The sequence below is a fragment of the Pseudomonas sp. BGI-2 genome (genome assembly GCF_004310295.1).
Classification (GTDB): Bacteria; Pseudomonadota; Gammaproteobacteria; order Pseudomonadales; family Pseudomonadaceae; genus Aquipseudomonas.
The window spans coordinates 62,681-81,040 of the sequence record NZ_SISB01000032.1; the positions used below are offsets into that span (position 1 = coordinate 62,681).

Genomic DNA, 18,360 nt, shown 5'->3' on the forward strand with positions numbered 1-18,360 from the left:
GACAATTAACTCCTAGCCTAAAGGGGCTGAATCAGCCTTGTTTTTTGGTAACGGTTTCGACGATGTGCGACGGAGCCGTATTGTATTTTTTGAATTCCATAGAGTAGCTTGCGCGACCTTGGGACATGGAACGGACGTCGGTCGCATAACCGAACATCTCGCCCAGCGGAACTTCGGCACGAATTACTTTGCCGGAGACCGTGTCTTCCATACCCAGGATCATGCCGCGACGACGGTTAAGGTCGCCCATCACGTCACCCATATAGTCTTCAGGTGTAACAACCTCTACCGCCATGATCGGCTCGAGCAACTCACCACCACCCTTCTGGGCCAGTTGCTTGGTCGCCATGGAAGCAGCCACCTTGAACGCCATCTCGTTGGAGTCGACGTCATGGTAGGAACCATCAAACACGGTAGCCTTCAGGCCGATCAGCGGATAGCCGGCAACAACGCCGTTCTTCATCTGCTCTTCGATACCCTTCTGGATAGCCGGGATGTATTCCTTAGGAACCACACCACCCACTACTTCGTTCAGGAATTGCAGACCTTCCTGACCTTCGTCAGCAGGAGCAAAACGAATCCAGCAATGACCGAACTGGCCACGACCGCCGGACTGACGAACGAACTTGCCTTCGATTTCGCAACTCTTCGTGATGCGCTCACGGTACGAAACTTGAGGCTTACCGATGTTGGCTTCGACGTTGAACTCGCGGCGCATCCGGTCAACCAGGATGTCCAAGTGCAACTCGCCCATGCCGGAGATGATCGTTTGACCAGTCTCTTCATCAGTCTTGACGCGGAAAGATGGGTCTTCCTGAGCAAGCTTGCCCAGAGCGATACCCATTTTTTCCTGGTCATCCTTGGTCTTAGGCTCTACGGCAACCGAGATAACCGGCTCCGGGAAGTCCATGCGAACCAGGATGATTGGCTTGTCAGCGTTGCACAAAGTCTCACCGGTGGTGACGTCCTTCATGCCGATCAAGGCCGCGATGTCACCAGCGCGTACTTCCTTGATTTCTTCACGGGCGTTTGCGTGCATTTGCACCATACGACCCACGCGCTCTTTCTTGCCTTTAACCGAGTTGATCACGCCGTCGCCGGAGGCCAACACGCCCGAGTAAACTCGAACAAAGGTCAAGGTACCCACGAATGGGTCGGTGGCAATTTTGAATGCCAGAGCGGAGAACGGTTCGTTGTCGTCTGCATGACGCTCCAGATCGATAGTCTCGTCATCCGGGTCAGTACCCTTGATGGCAGGAATATCAACAGGCGCAGGCAGGTAGTCGATAACGGCGTCGAGAACCAGGGGAACGCCCTTGTTCTTGAAGGAAGAACCGCAAACAGCCAGAACGATCTCACCAGCGATAGTACGCTGACGCAGAGCGGCCTTGATTTCCGCGTTGGTGAGTTCTTCACCTTCGAGGTACTTGTTCATCAACTCTTCGCTGGCTTCGGCCGCAGCCTCAACCATGTTACCGCGCCACTCGTCAGCCAGTTCCTGCAGTTCAGCAGGGATAGGCTTGCGAACTGGAACCATACCTTTGTCAGCGTCATTCCAGTAAACAGCTTCCATAGCCATCAGATCGATCTGACCCTGGAAGTTGTCTTCGGAACCGATGGCCAACTGGATTGGCACCGGGGTGTGACCCAGACGCTGCTTGATCTGACCGATCACGCGCAGGAAGTTCGCACCAGCACGGTCCATCTTGTTTACGTAAACAAGACGTGGAACGCCGTATTTGTTGGCTTGACGCCATACGGTTTCCGACTGAGGCTCAACACCCGAGGTGCCGCAGAACACAACGACCGCGCCGTCGAGAACACGCAGGGAACGCTCAACTTCAATAGTGAAGTCAACGTGGCCCGGGGTGTCGATGACGTTAAAACGGTATTGGTCCTTGTGCTGCTTCTCGGAACCCTGCCAGAAGGCGGTAATGGCAGCAGAAGTAATGGTAATACCACGCTCCTGCTCCTGAACCATCCAGTCTGTGGTCGCGGCGCCGTCATGCACCTCGCCCATTTTGTGACTTTTGCCAGTGTAAAAAAGGACGCGCTCGGTGGTGGTGGTTTTACCAGCATCCACGTGAGCAACGATACCAATGTTACGGTAGCGGTTAATCGGTGTTGTACGAGCCATAAAGCCCTCGCAAAATTAGTGACGCTAAAATTAGAAGCGGTAGTGCGAGAAAGCCTTGTTGGCTTCAGCCATACGGTGCACGTCTTCACGCTTCTTAACTGCAGCACCTTTGCCTTCAGCGGCGTCCAACAGTTCGCCAGCCAAACGCAGAGCCATAGACTTCTCGCCGCGCTTACGGGCGAAGTCTACCAACCAGCGCATTGCCAGAGCGTTACGACGGGACGGACGAACTTCGACCGGAACCTGGTAAGTAGCACCGCCTACACGGCGCGACTTTACTTCGACCAGCGGAGCGATGGCGTCGAGAGCTTTCTCGAAGATTTCCAGGGGATCGCTGTTCTTGCGTTCTTTAACCTTTTCCAGCGCGCCATAAACGATACGCTCGGCAACGGCTTTCTTGCCGCTTTCCATCACGTGGTTCATGAACTTGGCCAGGATCTGGCTGCCGTATTTCGGATCGTCAAGCACTTCGCGCTTGGCTGCTACGCGTCTTCTTGGCATGGATAAGCCCTCAAACGGTCTTCAGGTTCGCTCGGAATCGGTGCCCTTTCAGGACGCCTCCGACCTTACTCTTATCGACTCAGAAAAATAGAAAATCAGTTTTACAAAAAGCCACTACTACTTAGGCTTCTTGGTACCGTACTTCGAACGACCTTGGTTACGACCTTTAACGCCGGAAGTATCCAAAGAGCCGCGAACGGTGTGGTAACGAACACCTGGCAAGTCTTTTACACGGCCGCCACGGATCAGTACGACGCTGTGCTCTTGCAGGTTGTGGCCTTCACCGCCGATGTACGAGGAAACCTCGAAACCGTTGGTCAGACGCACGCGGCATACTTTACGCAGTGCCGAGTTAGGTTTTTTCGGCGTGGTGGTATACACACGGGTGCATACGCCACGACGTTGCGGGCAGTTCTGCAGCGCAGGTACGTCGGATTTCTCGACGATACGCTTACGCGGCTGACGTACCAGCTGGTTGATAGTTGCCATCTACTAGCTCCACTGTTGTCTTGCGACGCTATTGTCTTGCAAGAAAAGCAAAATGGCAGGAACGAATTCCCGCCAAATTTAGGGGTACAAGAGTCTAAAGAGGATCTTGTCCCCAGTCAAGGCAAGGCCCCGACCTCCCCGCTCATCCAACCTCGACAAATTGTCTCGATTCGATGAACGGAACGGCCAGGGCCTTACGCTCACTTACCGCAGAACTCAGTTACCGCTCGAGTTCAGCGCTTCGGTCAGTGCAGCTTCCACTTCACTGGCGCTTACGCGCAACGGTTTGTCAGCATCACGACGGCGCTTGCGCTCGCTGTGATAAGCCAGACCGGTACCTGCCGGGATCAGACGACCCACGACCACGTTTTCTTTCAGGCCGCGCAGGTAATCGCGCTTGCCGGTTACCGCCGCTTCGGTCAGTACGCGAGTGGTTTCCTGGAAGGAAGCCGCCGAGATGAACGATTCGGTGGACAACGACGCCTTGGTGATACCCAACAGCACACGAGTGAACTTGGAAACGAATTTCTCGTCGCCAGCCAGACGCTCGTTCTCTACCAGAACGTGAGTCAATTCCATCTGGTCGCCCTTGATGAAACTGGAATCGCCGGATTCAGCGATTTCAACTTTACGCAGCATCTGACGCAGGATGGTCTCGATGTGCTTGTCGTTGATCTTCACGCCTTGCAGACGGTAAACGTCCTGGATCTCGTTCACGATGTACTTGGCCAGCGCACTCACACCCAGCAGACGCAGGATGTCGTGTGGATCGCTCGGGCCGTCGGAGATAACTTCGCCGCGGTTTACCTGTTCGCCTTCGAAGACGTTCAGGTGACGCCACTTCGGAATCAGCTCTTCGTACGGATCGCTACCGTCGTTCGGGGTGATAACCAGACGGCGCTTGCCTTTGGTCTCTTTACCGAACGCGATGGTGCCGCTGACTTCAGCCAGAATCGAGGCTTCTTTCGGACGACGAGCTTCGAACAGGTCGGCAACACGCGGCAGACCACCGGTGATGTCACGGGTCTTCGAAGTCTCTTGCGGAATACGAGCGATAACATCACCGATCGCGATTTTCGCACCGTCCGCTACACCGACCAGGGCGTTGGCAGGCAGGAAGTACTGAGCAATTACGTCGGTACCCGGCAGCAAGAGATCCTTGCCGTTGTCATCAACCATCTTCACAGCAGGACGGATATCTTTACCGGCAGCTGGACGGTCTTTGGCGTCGAGTACTTCAATGTTGGTCATACCGGTCAATTCGTCAGTCTGACGCTTGATCGTGATGCCTTCTTCCATGCCCACGTAGGTCACGGTACCTTTCATTTCGGTAACGATTGGGTGAGTGTGCGGATCCCACTTGGCCACGATTGCGCCAGCGTCGACCTTGTCACCTTCTTTAACCGAAATCACAGCACCGTACGGCAGCTTGTAACGCTCGCGCTCACGACCGAAGTCATCAGCGATCGCCAGCTCACCGGAACGGGACACAGCAACCAGGCAACCATCCACTCGCTCAACATGCTTCAGGTTATGCAGACGGACGGTACCGCCATTCTTCACCTGAACGCTGTCGGCTGCGGAAGTCCGGCTTGCCGCACCACCGATGTGGAACGTACGCATGGTCAGCTGGGTACCCGGCTCACCGATGGACTGGGCAGCGATAACGCCGACCGCTTCACCGATGTTCACCTGGTGACCACGAGCCAGGTCACGGCCGTAGCACTTGGCGCAAATGCCGTAGCGGGTTTCGCAGCTGATCGGCGAACGCACGATCACTTCGTCGATGCTGTTCAGCTCGATGAACTCGACCCACTTCTCGTCTACCAGCGTACCGGCAGGAACGATGATTTCTTCGGTACCCGGCTTGAACACGTCACGGGCAATGACACGACCCAATACGCGCTCACCCAACGGCTCAACAACGTCACCGCCTTCAATGTGCGGAGTCATTACCAGGCCATGTTCGGTGCCGCAATCGATCTCGGTCACAACCAGATCCTGCGCCACGTCTACCAGACGACGAGTCAGGTAACCGGAGTTCGCAGTTTTCAACGCGGTATCCGCCAAACCTTTACGAGCACCGTGAGTGGAGATGAAGTACTGAAGTACGCTCAAACCTTCACGGAAGTTCGCAGTAATCGGCGTTTCGATGATGGAACCGTCCGGCTTGGCCATCAGGCCACGCATACCGGCGAGCTGACGGATCTGCGCAGCAGAACCCCGTGCGCCCGAGTCGGCCATCATGTACATCGAGTTAAAGGATTCCTGGTCGACTTCGACGCCATGACGGTCGATGACTTTCTCTTTCGAGAGGTTGGCCATCATCGCCTTGGAAACTTCGTCGTTCGCCTTGGACCAAAGGTCGATCACCTTGTTGTACTTCTCGCCCTGGGTTACCAGACCGGAGGCGTACTGACTTTCGATCTCTTTCACTTCGTCGGTAGCAGCACCGATGATGCGGGCTTTTTCATCCGGGATAACGAAGTCGTTAACACCGATGGAAACGCCGGAAATGGTCGAATAGGCAAAACCGGTGTACATCAACTGGTCAGCGAAGATCACGGTCTCTTTCAAACCAACCACGCGGTAGCATTGGTTGATCAGCTTGGAGATCGCCTTTTTCTTCATCGGCTGGTTGACGACGTCGTACGACAGACCAGGTGGAACAACCTGGAACAACAGCGCACGGCCGACAGTGGTGTCGACGATACGGGTGTTCTTGACGCTGCCACCATCACGATCGTTGACGGTTTCGTTGATCCGCACTTTGACTTTAGCGTGCAGTGCGGCTTCGCCGGCACGGAACACACGGTCAACTTCTTGCAGATCCGCGAACACACGACCTTCGCCTTTGGCGTTGATCGCTTCACGAGTCATGTAGTACAGACCCAATACAACATCCTGCGACGGAACGATGATTGGCTCACCGTTGGCTGGCGACAGAATGTTGTTGGTCGACATCATCAACGCACGCGCTTCCAACTGGGCTTCCAGTGTCAGCGGTACGTGCACGGCCATTTGGTCGCCGTCGAAGTCGGCGTTGTACGCAGCACAGACCAGAGGGTGCAGCTGGATAGCCTTACCTTCGATCAGTACCGGTTCAAACGCCTGGATACCCAGACGGTGAAGGGTCGGTGCACGGTTGAGGAGAACCGGGTGTTCGCGGATTACTTCAGCGAGAACGTCCCAAACTTCCGGCAGCTCGCGCTCGACCATCTTCTTGGCAGCTTTGATGGTGGTTGCGAGACCACGCATTTCCAGCTTGCCGAAAATGAACGGCTTGAACAGCTCGAGAGCCATTTTCTTCGGCAGACCGCACTGGTGCAGACGCAGGGTCGGACCTACGGTAATTACCGAACGACCCGAGTAGTCAACACGCTTACCGAGCAAGTTCTGACGGAAACGACCTTGCTTACCCTTGATCATGTCAGCCAGGGATTTCAGAGGACGCTTGTTCGAACCGGTGATAGCGCGGCCACGACGACCGTTGTCGAGCAGTGCGTCGACGGCCTCCTGCAACATACGCTTTTCGTTGCGCACGATGATGTCCGGAGCGGACAGATCAAGCAGGCGCTTCAAGCGGTTGTTACGGTTGATCACTCGTCGATACAGATCGTTGAGGTCGGAAGTCGCGAAGCGACCGCCATCCAGCGGGACCAGTGGACGCAGATCTGGCGGCAGAACCGGCAGAACGGTCAGCACCATCCATTCTGGAAGGTTGCCGGAACCCTGGAAGGCTTCCATCAACTTCAGACGCTTGGACAGCTTCTTGATTTTGGTTTCGGAGTTGGTTTGCGGAATTTCTTCGCGCAGACGGCCAATCTCGTGTTCCAGGTCGATAGCGTGCAGCAGTTCACGGACAGCTTCGGCACCCATGCGGGCATCGAAATCGTCGCCGAACTCTTCCAGCGCTTCGAAGTACTGCTCGTCGTTCAGCAGCTGACCTTTTTCAAGGGTGGTCATGCCTGGGTCGATAACGACATAGCTCTCGAAGTAGAGAACGCGTTCGATATCACGCAGGGTCATGTCCATCAGCAAGCCGATACGCGACGGCAGCGATTTCAGGAACCAGATGTGGGCAACTGGCGAGGCCAGTTCGATGTGCGCCATGCGCTCACGACGAACTTTAGCCAGCGCGACTTCAACGCCGCACTTCTCGCAGATCACACCACGGTGCTTCAAGCGCTTGTACTTACCGCACAGGCACTCGTAATCCTTTACCGGGCCAAAGATCTTGGCGCAGAACAGGCCGTCACGCTCAGGTTTGAACGTACGGTAGTTGATGGTTTCCGGCTTTTTAACTTCACCGAACGACCACGAACGGATCATCTCAGGCGATGCCAATCCAATACGGATGGCGTCGAACTCTTCGACTTGACCCTGGTTTTTCAGCAAATTCAGTAGGTCTTTCAAGGCCTTTCCTCCTGGCGGAGCAGAGAGCGGGCAATCCTGCCCCGCTCTCGATTCGCGTCACGTGTTATTCGGTTTCCAGATCGATATCGATGCCGAGGGAACGAATTTCCTTGATCAACACGTTGAAGGACTCGGGCATGCCCGGCTCCATACGGTGATCGCCATCCACGATGTTTTTGTACATCTTGGTACGGCCGTTCACATCGTCCGACTTCACTGTGAGCATTTCTTGCAGAGTGTAAGCAGCACCGTATGCTTCCAGTGCCCAGACCTCCATCTCCCCGAAACGCTGACCACCGAACTGCGCCTTACCACCCAGCGGCTGCTGGGTAACCAGGCTGTACGAACCGGTAGAACGAGCGTGCATCTTGTCGTCTACCAAGTGGTTCAGCTTCAGCATGTACATGTAGCCAACAGTAACCGGGCGCTCGAACTTGTTGCCGGTACGGCCGTCGGTCAGCTGCATCTGGCCGCTTTCTGGCAGGTCTGCCAGTTTCAGCATGGCCTTGATTTCGCTTTCCTTGGCGCCGTCGAACACTGGAGTGGCCATTGGAACGCCGCCACGCAGGTTCTTCGCCAGATCCAGGATTTCCTGGTCGGAGAAGCTATCCAGATCTTCGTTACGACCGCCGATCTGGTTGTAGATCTCGTCGAGGAATTTACGAAGCTCAGCGACTTTGCGCTGCTCTTCGATCATCCGGTTGATCTTCTCGCCCAAGCCTTTAGCCGCGAGGCCGAGGTGGGTTTCAAGGATCTGACCAACGTTCATACGCGAAGGTACGCCCAACGGGTTGAGGACGACGTCGACCGGGGTGCCGTTGGCATCGTGCGGCATATCTTCAACCGGCATGATCACGGAGACCACACCTTTGTTACCGTGACGACCGGCCATCTTGTCGCCCGGCTGGATGCGGCGACGGATTGCCAGGTAAACCTTGACGATTTTCAGCACACCTGGAGCCAGGTCATCGCCCTGCTGCAGTTTGCGCTTCTTGTCTTCGAACTTGTCGTCCAGCAGACGGCGACGATCAACGATGTAGGCCTGGGCCTTCTCGAGCTGCTCGTTAAGAGCATCTTCAGCCATGCGCAGTTTGAACCACTGACCATGCTCAAGACCGTCGAGAACTTCGTCGGTGATTTCCTGACCTTTCTTCAGACCGGCGCCACCTTCGGCTTTGCGGCCGACCAGAGCGGAACGCAGACGTTCGAAAGTGGCGCCTTCAACGATACGGAACTCTTCGTTCAGATCCTTGCGGATCTCGTCGAGTTGAGTCTTCTCGATGGACAGAGCACGAGCATCACGCTCGACGCCGTCACGGGTGAAGACCTGTACGTCGATGACAGTGCCCTTGGTGCCGGTAGGCACGCGCAGGGAGGTGTCTTTAACGTCGCTGGCTTTTTCACCGAAGATGGCACGCAACAGCTTCTCTTCCGGAGTCAGCTGGGTCTCGCCTTTCGGAGTGACTTTACCGACCAGAATGTCGCCTGCGCCAACTTCGGCACCTACATAAACGATACCGGCTTCGTCCAGCTTGTTCAGCGCAGCTTCACCCACGTTCGGGATGTCTGCAGTGATTTCCTCTGGCCCAAGCTTGGTGTCACGTGCCACACAGGTCAGTTCCTGAATGTGGATCGTGGTGAAGCGATCTTCTTGAACAACTCGTTCCGACAGGCAGATGGAGTCTTCGAAGTTGTAACCGTTCCAGGCCATGAACGCGATGCGCATGTTCTGACCCAGTGCCAGTTCACCCATGTCGGTGGACGGGCCGTCAGCCATGATGTCGCTACGCTGAACCCGATCACCTTTACGTACCAGCGGACGCTGGTTGATGCAGGTGTTCTGGTTGGAGCGGGTGTATTTGGTCAGGTTGTAGATGTCGACACCAGCTTCGCCGGTTTCAACTTCGTCATCAGCAACTCGAACCACGATACGGCTGGCATCAACGGAGTCGATCACGCCGCCACGACGAGCCACGACGCAAACGCCGGAGTCACGAGCTACGTTACGCTCCATGCCGGTACCGACCAGCGGCTTGTCAGCACGCAGGGTTGGTACAGCTTGACGCTGCATGTTCGAACCCATCAACGCACGGTTGGCGTCATCGTGCTCGAGGAACGGGATCAGCGACGCTGCAACCGAAACTACCTGCTTCGGCGAAACGTCCATCAAGGTGACGTCTTCCGGCGCCTTGACGGTGAACTCGTTCAAGTGACGAACAGCTACCAGCTCGTCGACCAGCATTTTCTTGTCGTTCATCGTGGCCGAAGCCTGAGCGATCACGTGATCAGCTTCTTCGATGGCGGACAGGAACACGATCTCGTCGGTGACCAGAGCGTCTTTCACCACACGGTACGGGCTCTCGAGGAAGCCGTACTGGTTGGTGCGCGCATAGGCAGCCAAGGAGTTGATCAGACCGATGTTCGGACCTTCCGGCGTTTCAATCGGGCATACACGACCGTAGTGAGTCGGGTGTACGTCACGAACTTCAAAGCCAGCACGCTCACGAGTCAAACCGCCAGGGCCAAGTGCAGACACACGACGCTTGTGGGTGATCTCGGACAGCGGGTTGTTCTGGTCCATGAACTGGGAAAGCTGGCTGGAACCGAAGAACTCTTTCACCGCCGCAGCCACTGGCTTGGCGTTGATCAGGTCTTGCGGCATCAGGCCTTCGCTTTCAGCCATCGACAGACGCTCTTTGACCGCACGCTCAACACGTACCAGGCCAACGCGGAACTGGTTCTCGGCCATTTCGCCTACACAGCGAACACGACGGTTACCCAGGTGGTCGATGTCATCAACGATGCCTTTACCGTTACGGATGTCGACCAGAGTCTTCAGTACCGCGACGATGTCTTCTTTGCACAACACGCCCGAACCTTCGATCTCGGTACGACCGATACGACGGTTGAACTTCATCCGGCCGACCGCAGACAGGTCATAGCGCTCAGGGCTGAAGAACAGGTTGTTGAACAAAGTCTCGGCAGCGTCTTTGGTTGGCGGCTCGCCTGGACGCATCATGCGATAGATCTCGACCAGCGCTTCCAATTGGTTGCTGGTGGAGTCGATCTTCAGCGTGTCGGAGACGAACGGACCGCAGTCGATGTCGTTGGTGTACAGAGTTTCGATGCGAACAACCTGGGACTTGGCGATTTTCGCCAGGATCTCGGTGTTCAGCTCGGTGTTGCACTCTGCCAGGATTTCGCCGGTTGCCGGATGCACGATGACCTTGGCGGTAGTGCGACCCAGGACGTAGTCCAGAGGCACTTCCAGGGTTTTGAGACCGGCTTTTTCGATCTGATTGATGTGGCGCGCAGTAATACGACGACCAGCCTCAACGATGACCTTGCCTTTCTCGTCCTGAATATCCAGAACCGCAATTTCACCACGCAGACGCGAAGCAATCAGTTCCAGACTGAGGGTTTCGCCGCTCAGATGGAAAACGTTGGTGGTGTAGAACGCGTCGAGCACTTCTTCGGTGGTATAGCCGAGCGCGCGCAGCAGTACCGATGCAGGCAGCTTGCGACGACGATCGATACGCACGAACACGCAGTCTTTCGGGTCGAACTCGAAGTCCAGCCACGAACCGCGGTAAGGAATGATGCGCGCGGAATACAGCAGTTTACCGGAGCTGTGCGTCTTGCCACGGTCGTGGTCGAAGAACACGCCCGGGGAACGGTGCAGCTGGGAAACGATTACACGCTCGGTACCGTTGATTACGAAGGTACCGTTCTCAGTCATCAGGGGGATTTCACCCATGTAGACTTCTTGCTCTTTAATGTCCTTGATCGCTTTGTTCGACGATTCTTTGTCGAAAATGATCAGGCGCACTTTTACCCGCAAAGGTACGGCGTAAGTTACACCGCGCAATACGCATTCTTTGACATCAAATGCCGGTTCGCCCAGGCGATAACCGACGTACTCCAGCGCAGCATTGCCGGAGTAGCTGATGATCGGGAAAACGGATTTGAAGGCCGCATGCAGGCCCACGTCGCGGAACTGATCTTTAGTCGCTCCCGCTTGCAAGAATTCACGATACGAATCCAGCTGGATGGCCAGGAGGTACGGCACATCCATGACGTCCGGCAACTTGCTAAAGTCCTTGCGGATACGTTTTTTCTCAGTATATGAGTAAGCCATCAGCGTTCCCCAGCTTGGTCACCTGCTTGTTTGGCCCCTCCCGACGGGAGCAGCCAGAAAATCGTGCAAACCCCATGGTTTGCGCCACCGCATCGGGTGGTTACAGCTCGTTACCAGCACCGACCCAGTCGGCTGCCAATAACGGAAAAAGGCCGGTGGCAAGAGCCACCAGCCATCAGCCTTTCGCTTAACGCTCGGGCTGGAGGAGCAAAGTCGATGCTTACTTCAGCTCGACTTTAGCGCCTGCTTCTTCCAGAGTGGCTTTGGCTTTGTCAGCTGCGTCTTTCGAAACAGCTTCCAGAACCATGCCAGGAGCGCCGTCAACTACAGCCTTGGCTTCTTTCAAGCCCAGACCGGTCAGTTCACGTACTGCCTTGATCACGTTAACTTTCTTCTCGCCAGCTTCCAGCAGCATGACGTTGAATTCAGTTTGTTCTTCAACAACGGCAGCGACAGCAGCTGGACCAGCGGAAGCAGCGGCAGCGGAAACGCCGAACTTCTCTTCCATGGCCTTGATCAGCTCAACGATTTCCAGAACGGATTTTTCGCCGATTGCTTCGATGATTTGGTCGTTAGTCAGAGACATGACTATAAATTCCTGTATTGGGGTGACAGCCTACGCGGCCATCGAAATAAACAATAAACGCTGAAAGGAGTCGCTCAGCCTTAGGCTGCAGCTGCTTCTTTCTGGTCGCGAAGAGCCGCCAGAGTACGAGCCAATTTGCTGGTTGCGCCTTGAATCACGCTCATCAGCTGAGAAATTGCTTCGTCACGGGTCGGCAGGCTTGCCAGTACGTCGATCTGATTAGCTGCGAGGAACTTGCCCTCGAACGCAGCTGCCTTGATCTCGAACTTATCCTGACCTTTTGCGAACTCTTTGAAGATACGGGCAGCAGCGCCCGGATGGTCTTTGGAGAATGCAATCAAGGTCGGGCCAGTGAACACGTCGTTGAGCACGTCATATTGAGTGCCAGCAACGGCGCGCTTGAGCAGGGTGTTACGTACAACACGTACGTAAACGCCAGCTTCACGAGCCTCTTTACGGAGTCCGGTCATAGCGCCTACTGTTACGCCACGGGCATCAGCCACGACAGCGGACAGAGCAACTTGGGCAGCCTTGTTGACTTCAGCGACGATGGCCTTCTTGTCTTCAAGTTTAATTGCCACGGGAAAAACTCCTGCTTGTTACCGTTTCATCCAACCGAGGCCAGATGTCGTTTTGGTGTCTGATTCGGTAAGGAACCGGGAGCACCATCTGCGTAGGCTTGAGGTTTAAGACTTGCGTCGCCTACGGTCTTGGATAGCCCCCGCCAGGCAGGGACCCCAATCTTTCAATTGGCGCAATCGCTTGCGCCAATTTTTGTCTTACGCTTCCAGCGAACCTTGGTCGATGACCAGGCCCGGCCCCATGGTGGTACTCAGGGTGATGCGCTTGACATAAATGCCTTTCGAGGAAGCCGGTTTGATACGCTTCAGATCAGAGATCAGGGCTTCAACGTTTTCCTTCAGCTTGACGGCATCAAAGCCGACTTTGCCAACGGAGGTGTGAATGATGCCGTTTTTGTCGGTGCGATAACGAACCTGACCAGCCTTGGCGTTTTTAACCGCGGTAGCTACATCTGGAGTTACGGTGCCGACTTTAGGGTTAGGCATCAGGCCACGTGGGCCGAGGATCTGACCCAACTGACCCACAACGCGCATTGCATCCGGGGATGCGATAACTACGTCATAGTTCAGGTCGCCGCCTTTCATTTCGGCAGCCAGGTCGTCCATACCTACACGGTCAGCGCCGGCAGCCAAAGCGGCCTCAGCAGCTGGACCCTGGGTGAACACAGCTACGCGAACAGTCTTGCCAGTGCCGTGTGGCAGCACAGTAGCGCTACGAACAACCTGGTCAGATTTACGCGGGTCAACGCCAAGGTTTACAGCAACGTCGAACGACTCGCTGAACTTGACAGTCGACAGCTCAGCCAGCAGAGCAGCAGCGTCTACAAAGTTGTAGGACTTGCCTGCTTCGATTTTGCCGGCGATAGCCTTTTGACGCTTGGTCAACTTAGCCATTACACACCCTCCACGTTAAGGCCCATGCTACGAGCAGAACCGGCGATAGTACGCACGGCTGCGTCCATATCAGCTGCAGTCAGATCCGCGTTTTTGGTTTTCGCGATTTCTTCCAGCTGAGCACGGGTCACGGTGCCAACCTTAACGGTGTTCGGACGAGCGGAACCGCTAGTCAGACCGGCAGCCTTCTTCAGCAGAACCGAAGCAGGGGTGGATTTGGTTTCGAAAGTGAAGCTACGGTCGCTGTAGACAGTGATGATCACTGGAGTCGGCAGACCTGGTTCAATACCCTGAGTACGGGCGTTGAAAGCCTTGCAGAATTCCATGATGTTCACGCCGTGCTGACCCAAAGCAGGACCAACAGGTGGGCTTGGGTTAGCCTGAGCGGCCTTCACTTGCAGCTTGATGTAAGCGGTAATCTTCTTGGCCATGAGGCACTCCAATTACGGGTTCGAACGCCTCGAAAGGCTCCCCGGTTACTTGCGCGTTTATCCCAGTGACGACAAAACCCCACAGCCTAGGCTGCGGGGTTGGGATGCTTGTTCAGCTAGACCTTTTCGACCTGACTGAACTCTAACTCTACCGGAGTAGAGCGACCGAAAATGAGCACCGCCACTTGGATCCGGCTCTTTTCGTAGTTAACTTCTTCGACCGTGCCAGTGAAATCGGCAAACGGACCGTCATTGACACGCACCGACTCACCCGGCTCGAACAACGTCTTCGGCTTCGGCTTGTCGCTACCATCAGCAACGCGACGCAGAATCGCTTCTGCCTCTTTGTCTGTGATCGGTGCAGGCTTATCAGCGGTACCGCCGATGAAACCCATCACCCGAGGAGTATCCTTGACCAAGTGCCAAGTACCCTCATTCATGTCCATCTGAACCAGCACATAACCTGGGAAGAACTTGCGCTCGCTTTTGCGTTTCTGGCCATTACGCATTTCAACCACTTCTTCAGTGGGAACCAGAATTTCGCCAAAGCCATCTTCCATGCCAGCCAGCTTTACGCGCTCAACCAACGAGCGCATGACATGCTTCTCGTAACCGGAGTAAGCATGCACAACGTACCAACGCTTAGCCACGGGACACCCTTAGCCGACAATCAAGGAAACAAGCCAGCCGAGCAGGGAATCAAGCCCCCACAACAGCAACGCCATAACCAGAACAACAGCCACAACAATCAGCGTGGTCTGCGTGGTTTCTTGGCGAGTTGGCCATACGACTTTACGAATTTCGGTGCGAGCTTCCTTAACCAATACAAAGAAAGACTTGCCCTTGACTGTCTGCAGACCTACAAAGGCAGCTACAGCAGCAATGGCGAGCAATGCAAGTACGCGGTACAGGATTGGCGAAGCAGAATAATACTGGTTGCCAACAACGCCAACAATCACCAAGGCGACTACTACAAGCCACTTGAGCAGATCGAAGCGAGAGCCTTGAGCTTCAGCTTTAGGAGTCATCTATGAGATCCTGTGAAAAGAAAGCCAGACACACCTAGTGAATCTGGCAGGTCAGGAGGGAATCGAACCCCCAACCTACGGTTTTGGAGACCGTCGCTCTGCCAATTGAGCTACTGACCTAAAACAAAATCAGGCCGACCATTATGCCGACCCGAAAAAGACATTACAACAATTTACTCGACAGCCTTGACTTCATCACCAAAACCACCCGCACGATCACCCAGCAAAAACAACAAGATGCGACCGTAACCATTAAAACAAAGGCAGATATTTTCATATCTGCCTTGTTATATGGAGCTCTTGAGCGGATTTGAACCGCTGACCTCACCCTTACCAAGGGTGTGCTCTACCAACTGAGCTACAAGAGCGTAACACTTTGCAGGATCTGCAAACTTGGAGCGGGTAGCGGGAATCGAACCCGCATCATCAGCTTGGAAGGCTGAGGTTCTACCACTAAACTATACCCGCGGAGCTTGCAGCTCTCGCTAAAAATGGTGGAGGGGGAAGGATTCGAACCTTCGAAGTCGTAGACGTCAGATTTACAGTCTGATCCCTTTGGCCGCTCGGGAACCCCTCCTAAGCGAGCCGGCATTCTATATCATGCCGACCTTCTGTCAAGCATTTTCTCATTAAAAACCTGAGGTTAGCTGCGTTGACACCGCTTTGCACCGTTGACCCTTAAAGGTCTTCACTGCGAAGCGGGCGCCATTCTATGCAAACTATTCCGCAGGCGCAACCCCCTCGCACGGCATTATTTTATGTTTTAACTCATTGAATTCTCTGGAAAGGTTTAGCAGCTGAAGATCATCCACTAAACGCCGGCTTTCGGGCGCTACACGGACCCAGTAACCAGCAGAATCAGAGGAGTCTTTTGGCAAAGACTGAAATTTGATATCCATCCCGCCCAATCGCCGCTCAGCTGCCAACGCGATCTCCTGACGAGTAAAGCCACCCAAATAGAGGCACCCACTGTCCGTCGACGCTGACTTTCCTTTCTCACGAGCCGCATCAGTCGCCTCGCTCAGCAAGCGGATATCCTGCTGCGATCCTCGATACAAACTTAATGGCGTGACGTCTTTCGCACGCAGCGGAGCTTCTTGTTGATGCCAGATGTAATAGAAGACATTGAGAACAAGAAGCAGCAGAAACAACCAACGCATAAAAACCTCAAGACAAAGGACATGCCATTGCCAAACCTACAAACACCAGGTCCGGAACCAGCCTGGCATCGGGCACGATTTCAGAGACGAGCGCCGCATCACCTCCCGTGAGAAATACAGCAAAATCCTCCCCCCAATAACTACGCGCCATTTCCAGTTGAGTCAGAACGAAGCCCCTCAACATAAGCGAACATCCCCGTTCAACCGCTTCAACAGTTGTTCGGCCAGGCACGAGGCTTTCCAGGGCGCGCTCGGCAGCAATATCGCCGTAGCGAATCTTGCGGGTATGGGTTCGCAACTGATTGCGCATTAAAGGCATTCCTGGACAAATAAACCCACCAAGATGCTCTCCATCCTCCGCAATGAAATCAGCAGTCACTGCAGTTCCGAAATCGAGTACCAGGCACGCTCCTGCGGCCAGGTGAAATCCACCGAGCATCGCAAGCCAGCGATCAAGCCCTAACCGCTCGAACTCCTCGTACCCATTTCGAACGCCAGCCATTTCGCACGCCGGCGCAGCGCATATCGCGGACACAGAGAATGCTTGCGCCAGCAGAGAAGTCAACCCGCCAGTCTCTTCGGTCGTTCTGACACTGACCAGCCGGCACTGCTTGAGGACCAGCCCTTCAAGTCCATTCAGGCTTTCCAGCAATGCGAGATCCGAATCCACCACGCCCTCACCAAACACCCGCCCGGCATCAGCATGGAGAACACGCCACTTTATGAAACTGTTTCCGCAGTCGAGCTCAAGAATCATCGCGCAACCTCAGGCTGAGCTCACCACCACTAAAGACTTTTTCCACACCATCTACCTTCAAGCGCAAGGCACCTTGACTGTCGATACCCAATACTTCGCCATCTATCTGGTTAACGCCAGCAATCAACGAGACTGCCCGCCCTTGCCAAAGATGGTTCTGCTCCCATTCCCGCTGTATGGCGGAAAACCCATCGATCTGATGACGAGCCAGATACTTCTGAAGCATTAACCCTAATTGCGCGACGAGGTGATTGCGATCAAACACTCTGCCCGACTCCAGCCGCATGGATGTCCATTGCTGATCAATCTCATCGGTCGCCTGCATGTTCACATTAATTCCAACGCCCAGCACTACGTGACACACATCAGCAGGATCTCCCACCAACTCGAGCAATATTCCGGCAATTTTTTTCTGGCCAACCAAAACATCGTTGGGCCACTTCAAGCCCGCGCCCGGAATACCGAGATCTCGCAAAGCCTGCATGACAGCAAGCCCAACCACAAGGCTCAAGCCCTCGAGCTGACGCATTCCACCTTCGATACGCAATACGAGGCTGTAATAGATGTTTTCCGCGAAAGGGCTGGCCCAATTACGGCCACGTCGTCCGCGCCCCGCAGTCTGCCGCTCGGAGAGCACCAAAAATGGCGCAGCCTGGCCACGCTCGATTGCGCGCAAGGCTTCAGCGTTAGTGGAGTCAATTGAGTCAAAGACCAGAATAGGCCAGTCACACGAGGGCGCCTGCTCTTTTATGTCCGCAGGATCAAGCAGCGTCAATGGCGCAGCCATTTGATAGCCGCGACCGCGCACCTTGTGGATAGACAAGCCTAGCTCAGCCTCTAGATGCTGAAGCTGCTTCCATACCGCACTACGACTGATACCCAAGGCGACACCCAGGGCCTGACCCGAATGGAACTTGCCATCCTTAAGAAGCTTTAACAACGTCAGCATGCAAGTCTCGCCTCACAATGAGGCCCGCATGATAGCCATGCCTCGAGCCGTTGCATAGAAAACCCGAGAGCCAGCACTTTCATACGGACAAAACAAAACCCCAACTGCTTTCGCAATTGGGGTTTCGGAATTTAATCTTGACGATGACCTACTCTCACATGGGGAAACCCCACACTACCATCGGCGATGCATCGTTTCACTGCTGAGTTCGGGATGGGATCAGGTGGTTCCAATGCTCTATGGTCGTCAAGAAATTCGGTAGCCAGGTCGTGGGCCTTTTCAGGTTCACGCTC

At 54.9% G+C, this 18,360-nt stretch carries 15 protein-coding genes, 4 tRNA genes and 1 rRNA gene; 1 reads left to right on the forward strand and 19 read right to left on the reverse strand.

Features of this window, described 5'->3' with window-relative positions:
- Positions 1–31: 31 nt before the first annotated feature.
- The 12 genes from fusA to EYC95_RS21030 form a co-directional block, all read right to left on the reverse strand.
- A complete protein-coding gene (gene fusA / locus EYC95_RS20975) occupies positions 32–2,137 on the reverse strand; it encodes an elongation factor G (RefSeq protein ID WP_131062046.1) in 2,106 nt (701 codons plus the stop codon).
- 30 nt (positions 2,138–2,167) lie between these two features.
- A complete protein-coding gene (gene rpsG / locus EYC95_RS20980; protein ID WP_002555493.1) occupies positions 2,168–2,638 on the reverse strand; it encodes a 30S ribosomal protein S7 in 471 nt (156 codons plus the stop codon).
- A 117-nt stretch (positions 2,639–2,755) separates the two neighbouring features.
- Positions 2,756–3,127 carry a 30S ribosomal protein S12 gene (gene rpsL / locus EYC95_RS20985; RefSeq protein ID WP_002555494.1) on the reverse strand — a complete coding sequence of 124 codons (372 nt, stop codon included), beginning with the start codon at positions 3,125–3,127 and terminating at the stop codon, positions 2,756–2,758.
- 216 nt (positions 3,128–3,343) lie between these two features.
- A complete protein-coding gene (rpoC, locus tag EYC95_RS20990) occupies positions 3,344–7,543 on the reverse strand; it encodes a DNA-directed RNA polymerase subunit beta' (protein ID WP_007896632.1) in 4,200 nt (1,399 codons plus the stop codon).
- Positions 7,544–7,607: 64 nt separating this feature from the next.
- Positions 7,608–11,681, reverse strand: coding sequence for a DNA-directed RNA polymerase subunit beta (gene rpoB, locus EYC95_RS20995; RefSeq protein ID WP_131062047.1), 4,074 nt, complete (start codon positions 11,679–11,681; stop codon positions 7,608–7,610).
- Between the two features lie 220 nt (positions 11,682–11,901).
- Positions 11,902–12,267, reverse strand: coding sequence for a 50S ribosomal protein L7/L12 (rplL, locus tag EYC95_RS21000; RefSeq protein ID WP_010467258.1), 366 nt, complete (start codon positions 12,265–12,267; stop codon positions 11,902–11,904).
- Positions 12,268–12,347: 80 nt separating this feature from the next.
- The gene (gene rplJ / locus EYC95_RS21005; RefSeq protein WP_008145489.1) at positions 12,348–12,848 is read right to left on the reverse strand and encodes a 50S ribosomal protein L10; all 501 of its coding nucleotides are present in this window, start codon (positions 12,846–12,848) and stop codon (positions 12,348–12,350) included.
- Positions 12,849–13,046: 198 nt separating this feature from the next.
- Positions 13,047–13,742, reverse strand: a complete 696-nt coding sequence (rplA, locus tag EYC95_RS21010; RefSeq protein WP_128872506.1) for a 50S ribosomal protein L1 — start codon at positions 13,740–13,742, stop codon at positions 13,047–13,049.
- Positions 13,742–14,173, reverse strand: coding sequence for a 50S ribosomal protein L11 (gene rplK / locus EYC95_RS21015; RefSeq protein ID WP_003210097.1), 432 nt, complete (start codon positions 14,171–14,173; stop codon positions 13,742–13,744). Before rplK ends, rplA begins: the two co-directional genes overlap by 1 nt.
- Positions 14,174–14,289: 116 nt before the next feature.
- A complete protein-coding gene (gene nusG / locus EYC95_RS21020) occupies positions 14,290–14,823 on the reverse strand; it encodes a transcription termination/antitermination protein NusG (RefSeq protein ID WP_007896622.1) in 534 nt (177 codons plus the stop codon).
- Between the two features lie 9 nt (positions 14,824–14,832).
- Positions 14,833–15,201 (reverse strand): preprotein translocase subunit SecE, encoded by a 369-nt coding sequence (secE, locus tag EYC95_RS21025; RefSeq protein ID WP_131062048.1) that lies wholly within the window; start codon positions 15,199–15,201, stop codon positions 14,833–14,835.
- 44 nt (positions 15,202–15,245) lie between these two features.
- A tRNA-Trp gene (locus tag EYC95_RS21030) sits at positions 15,246–15,321 on the reverse strand.
- A gap of 23 nt (positions 15,322–15,344) precedes the next feature.
- Here EYC95_RS21030 and EYC95_RS30200 point away from each other — a divergent pair.
- Positions 15,345–15,515: a hypothetical protein gene (locus EYC95_RS30200; protein ID WP_165557484.1), complete on the forward strand. Its 171-nt coding sequence runs from the start codon at positions 15,345–15,347 to the stop codon at positions 15,513–15,515.
- Here EYC95_RS30200 and EYC95_RS21035 read toward each other — a convergent pair.
- The 7 genes from EYC95_RS21035 to rrf all read right to left on the reverse strand — a co-directional run bounded on the left by EYC95_RS21035 (position 15,494) and on the right by rrf (position 18,318).
- A tRNA-Thr gene (locus EYC95_RS21035) sits at positions 15,494–15,569 on the reverse strand. The genes EYC95_RS30200 and EYC95_RS21035 overlap by 22 nt on opposite strands.
- Positions 15,570–15,595: 26 nt before the next feature.
- Positions 15,596–15,669 (reverse strand) — tRNA-Gly (locus tag EYC95_RS21040).
- A 24-nt stretch (positions 15,670–15,693) separates the two neighbouring features.
- Positions 15,694–15,778 (reverse strand) — tRNA-Tyr (locus EYC95_RS21045).
- 142 nt (positions 15,779–15,920) lie between these two features.
- Positions 15,921–16,361: a hypothetical protein gene (locus EYC95_RS21050; protein WP_131062049.1), complete on the reverse strand. Its 441-nt coding sequence runs from the start codon at positions 16,359–16,361 to the stop codon at positions 15,921–15,923.
- A gap of 7 nt (positions 16,362–16,368) precedes the next feature.
- On the reverse strand, positions 16,369–17,118 hold the full coding sequence (locus tag EYC95_RS21055; RefSeq protein WP_131062050.1) for a pantothenate kinase: 750 nt from the start codon (positions 17,116–17,118) through the stop codon (positions 16,369–16,371).
- Positions 17,108–18,067, reverse strand: a complete 960-nt coding sequence (birA, locus tag EYC95_RS21060; protein ID WP_131062051.1) for a bifunctional biotin--[acetyl-CoA-carboxylase] ligase/biotin operon repressor BirA — start codon at positions 18,065–18,067, stop codon at positions 17,108–17,110. Before birA ends, EYC95_RS21055 begins: the two co-directional genes overlap by 11 nt.
- A 135-nt stretch (positions 18,068–18,202) precedes the next feature.
- Positions 18,203–18,318, reverse strand: a 5S ribosomal RNA gene (gene rrf / locus EYC95_RS21065).
- Positions 18,319–18,360 lie beyond the last annotated feature (42 nt).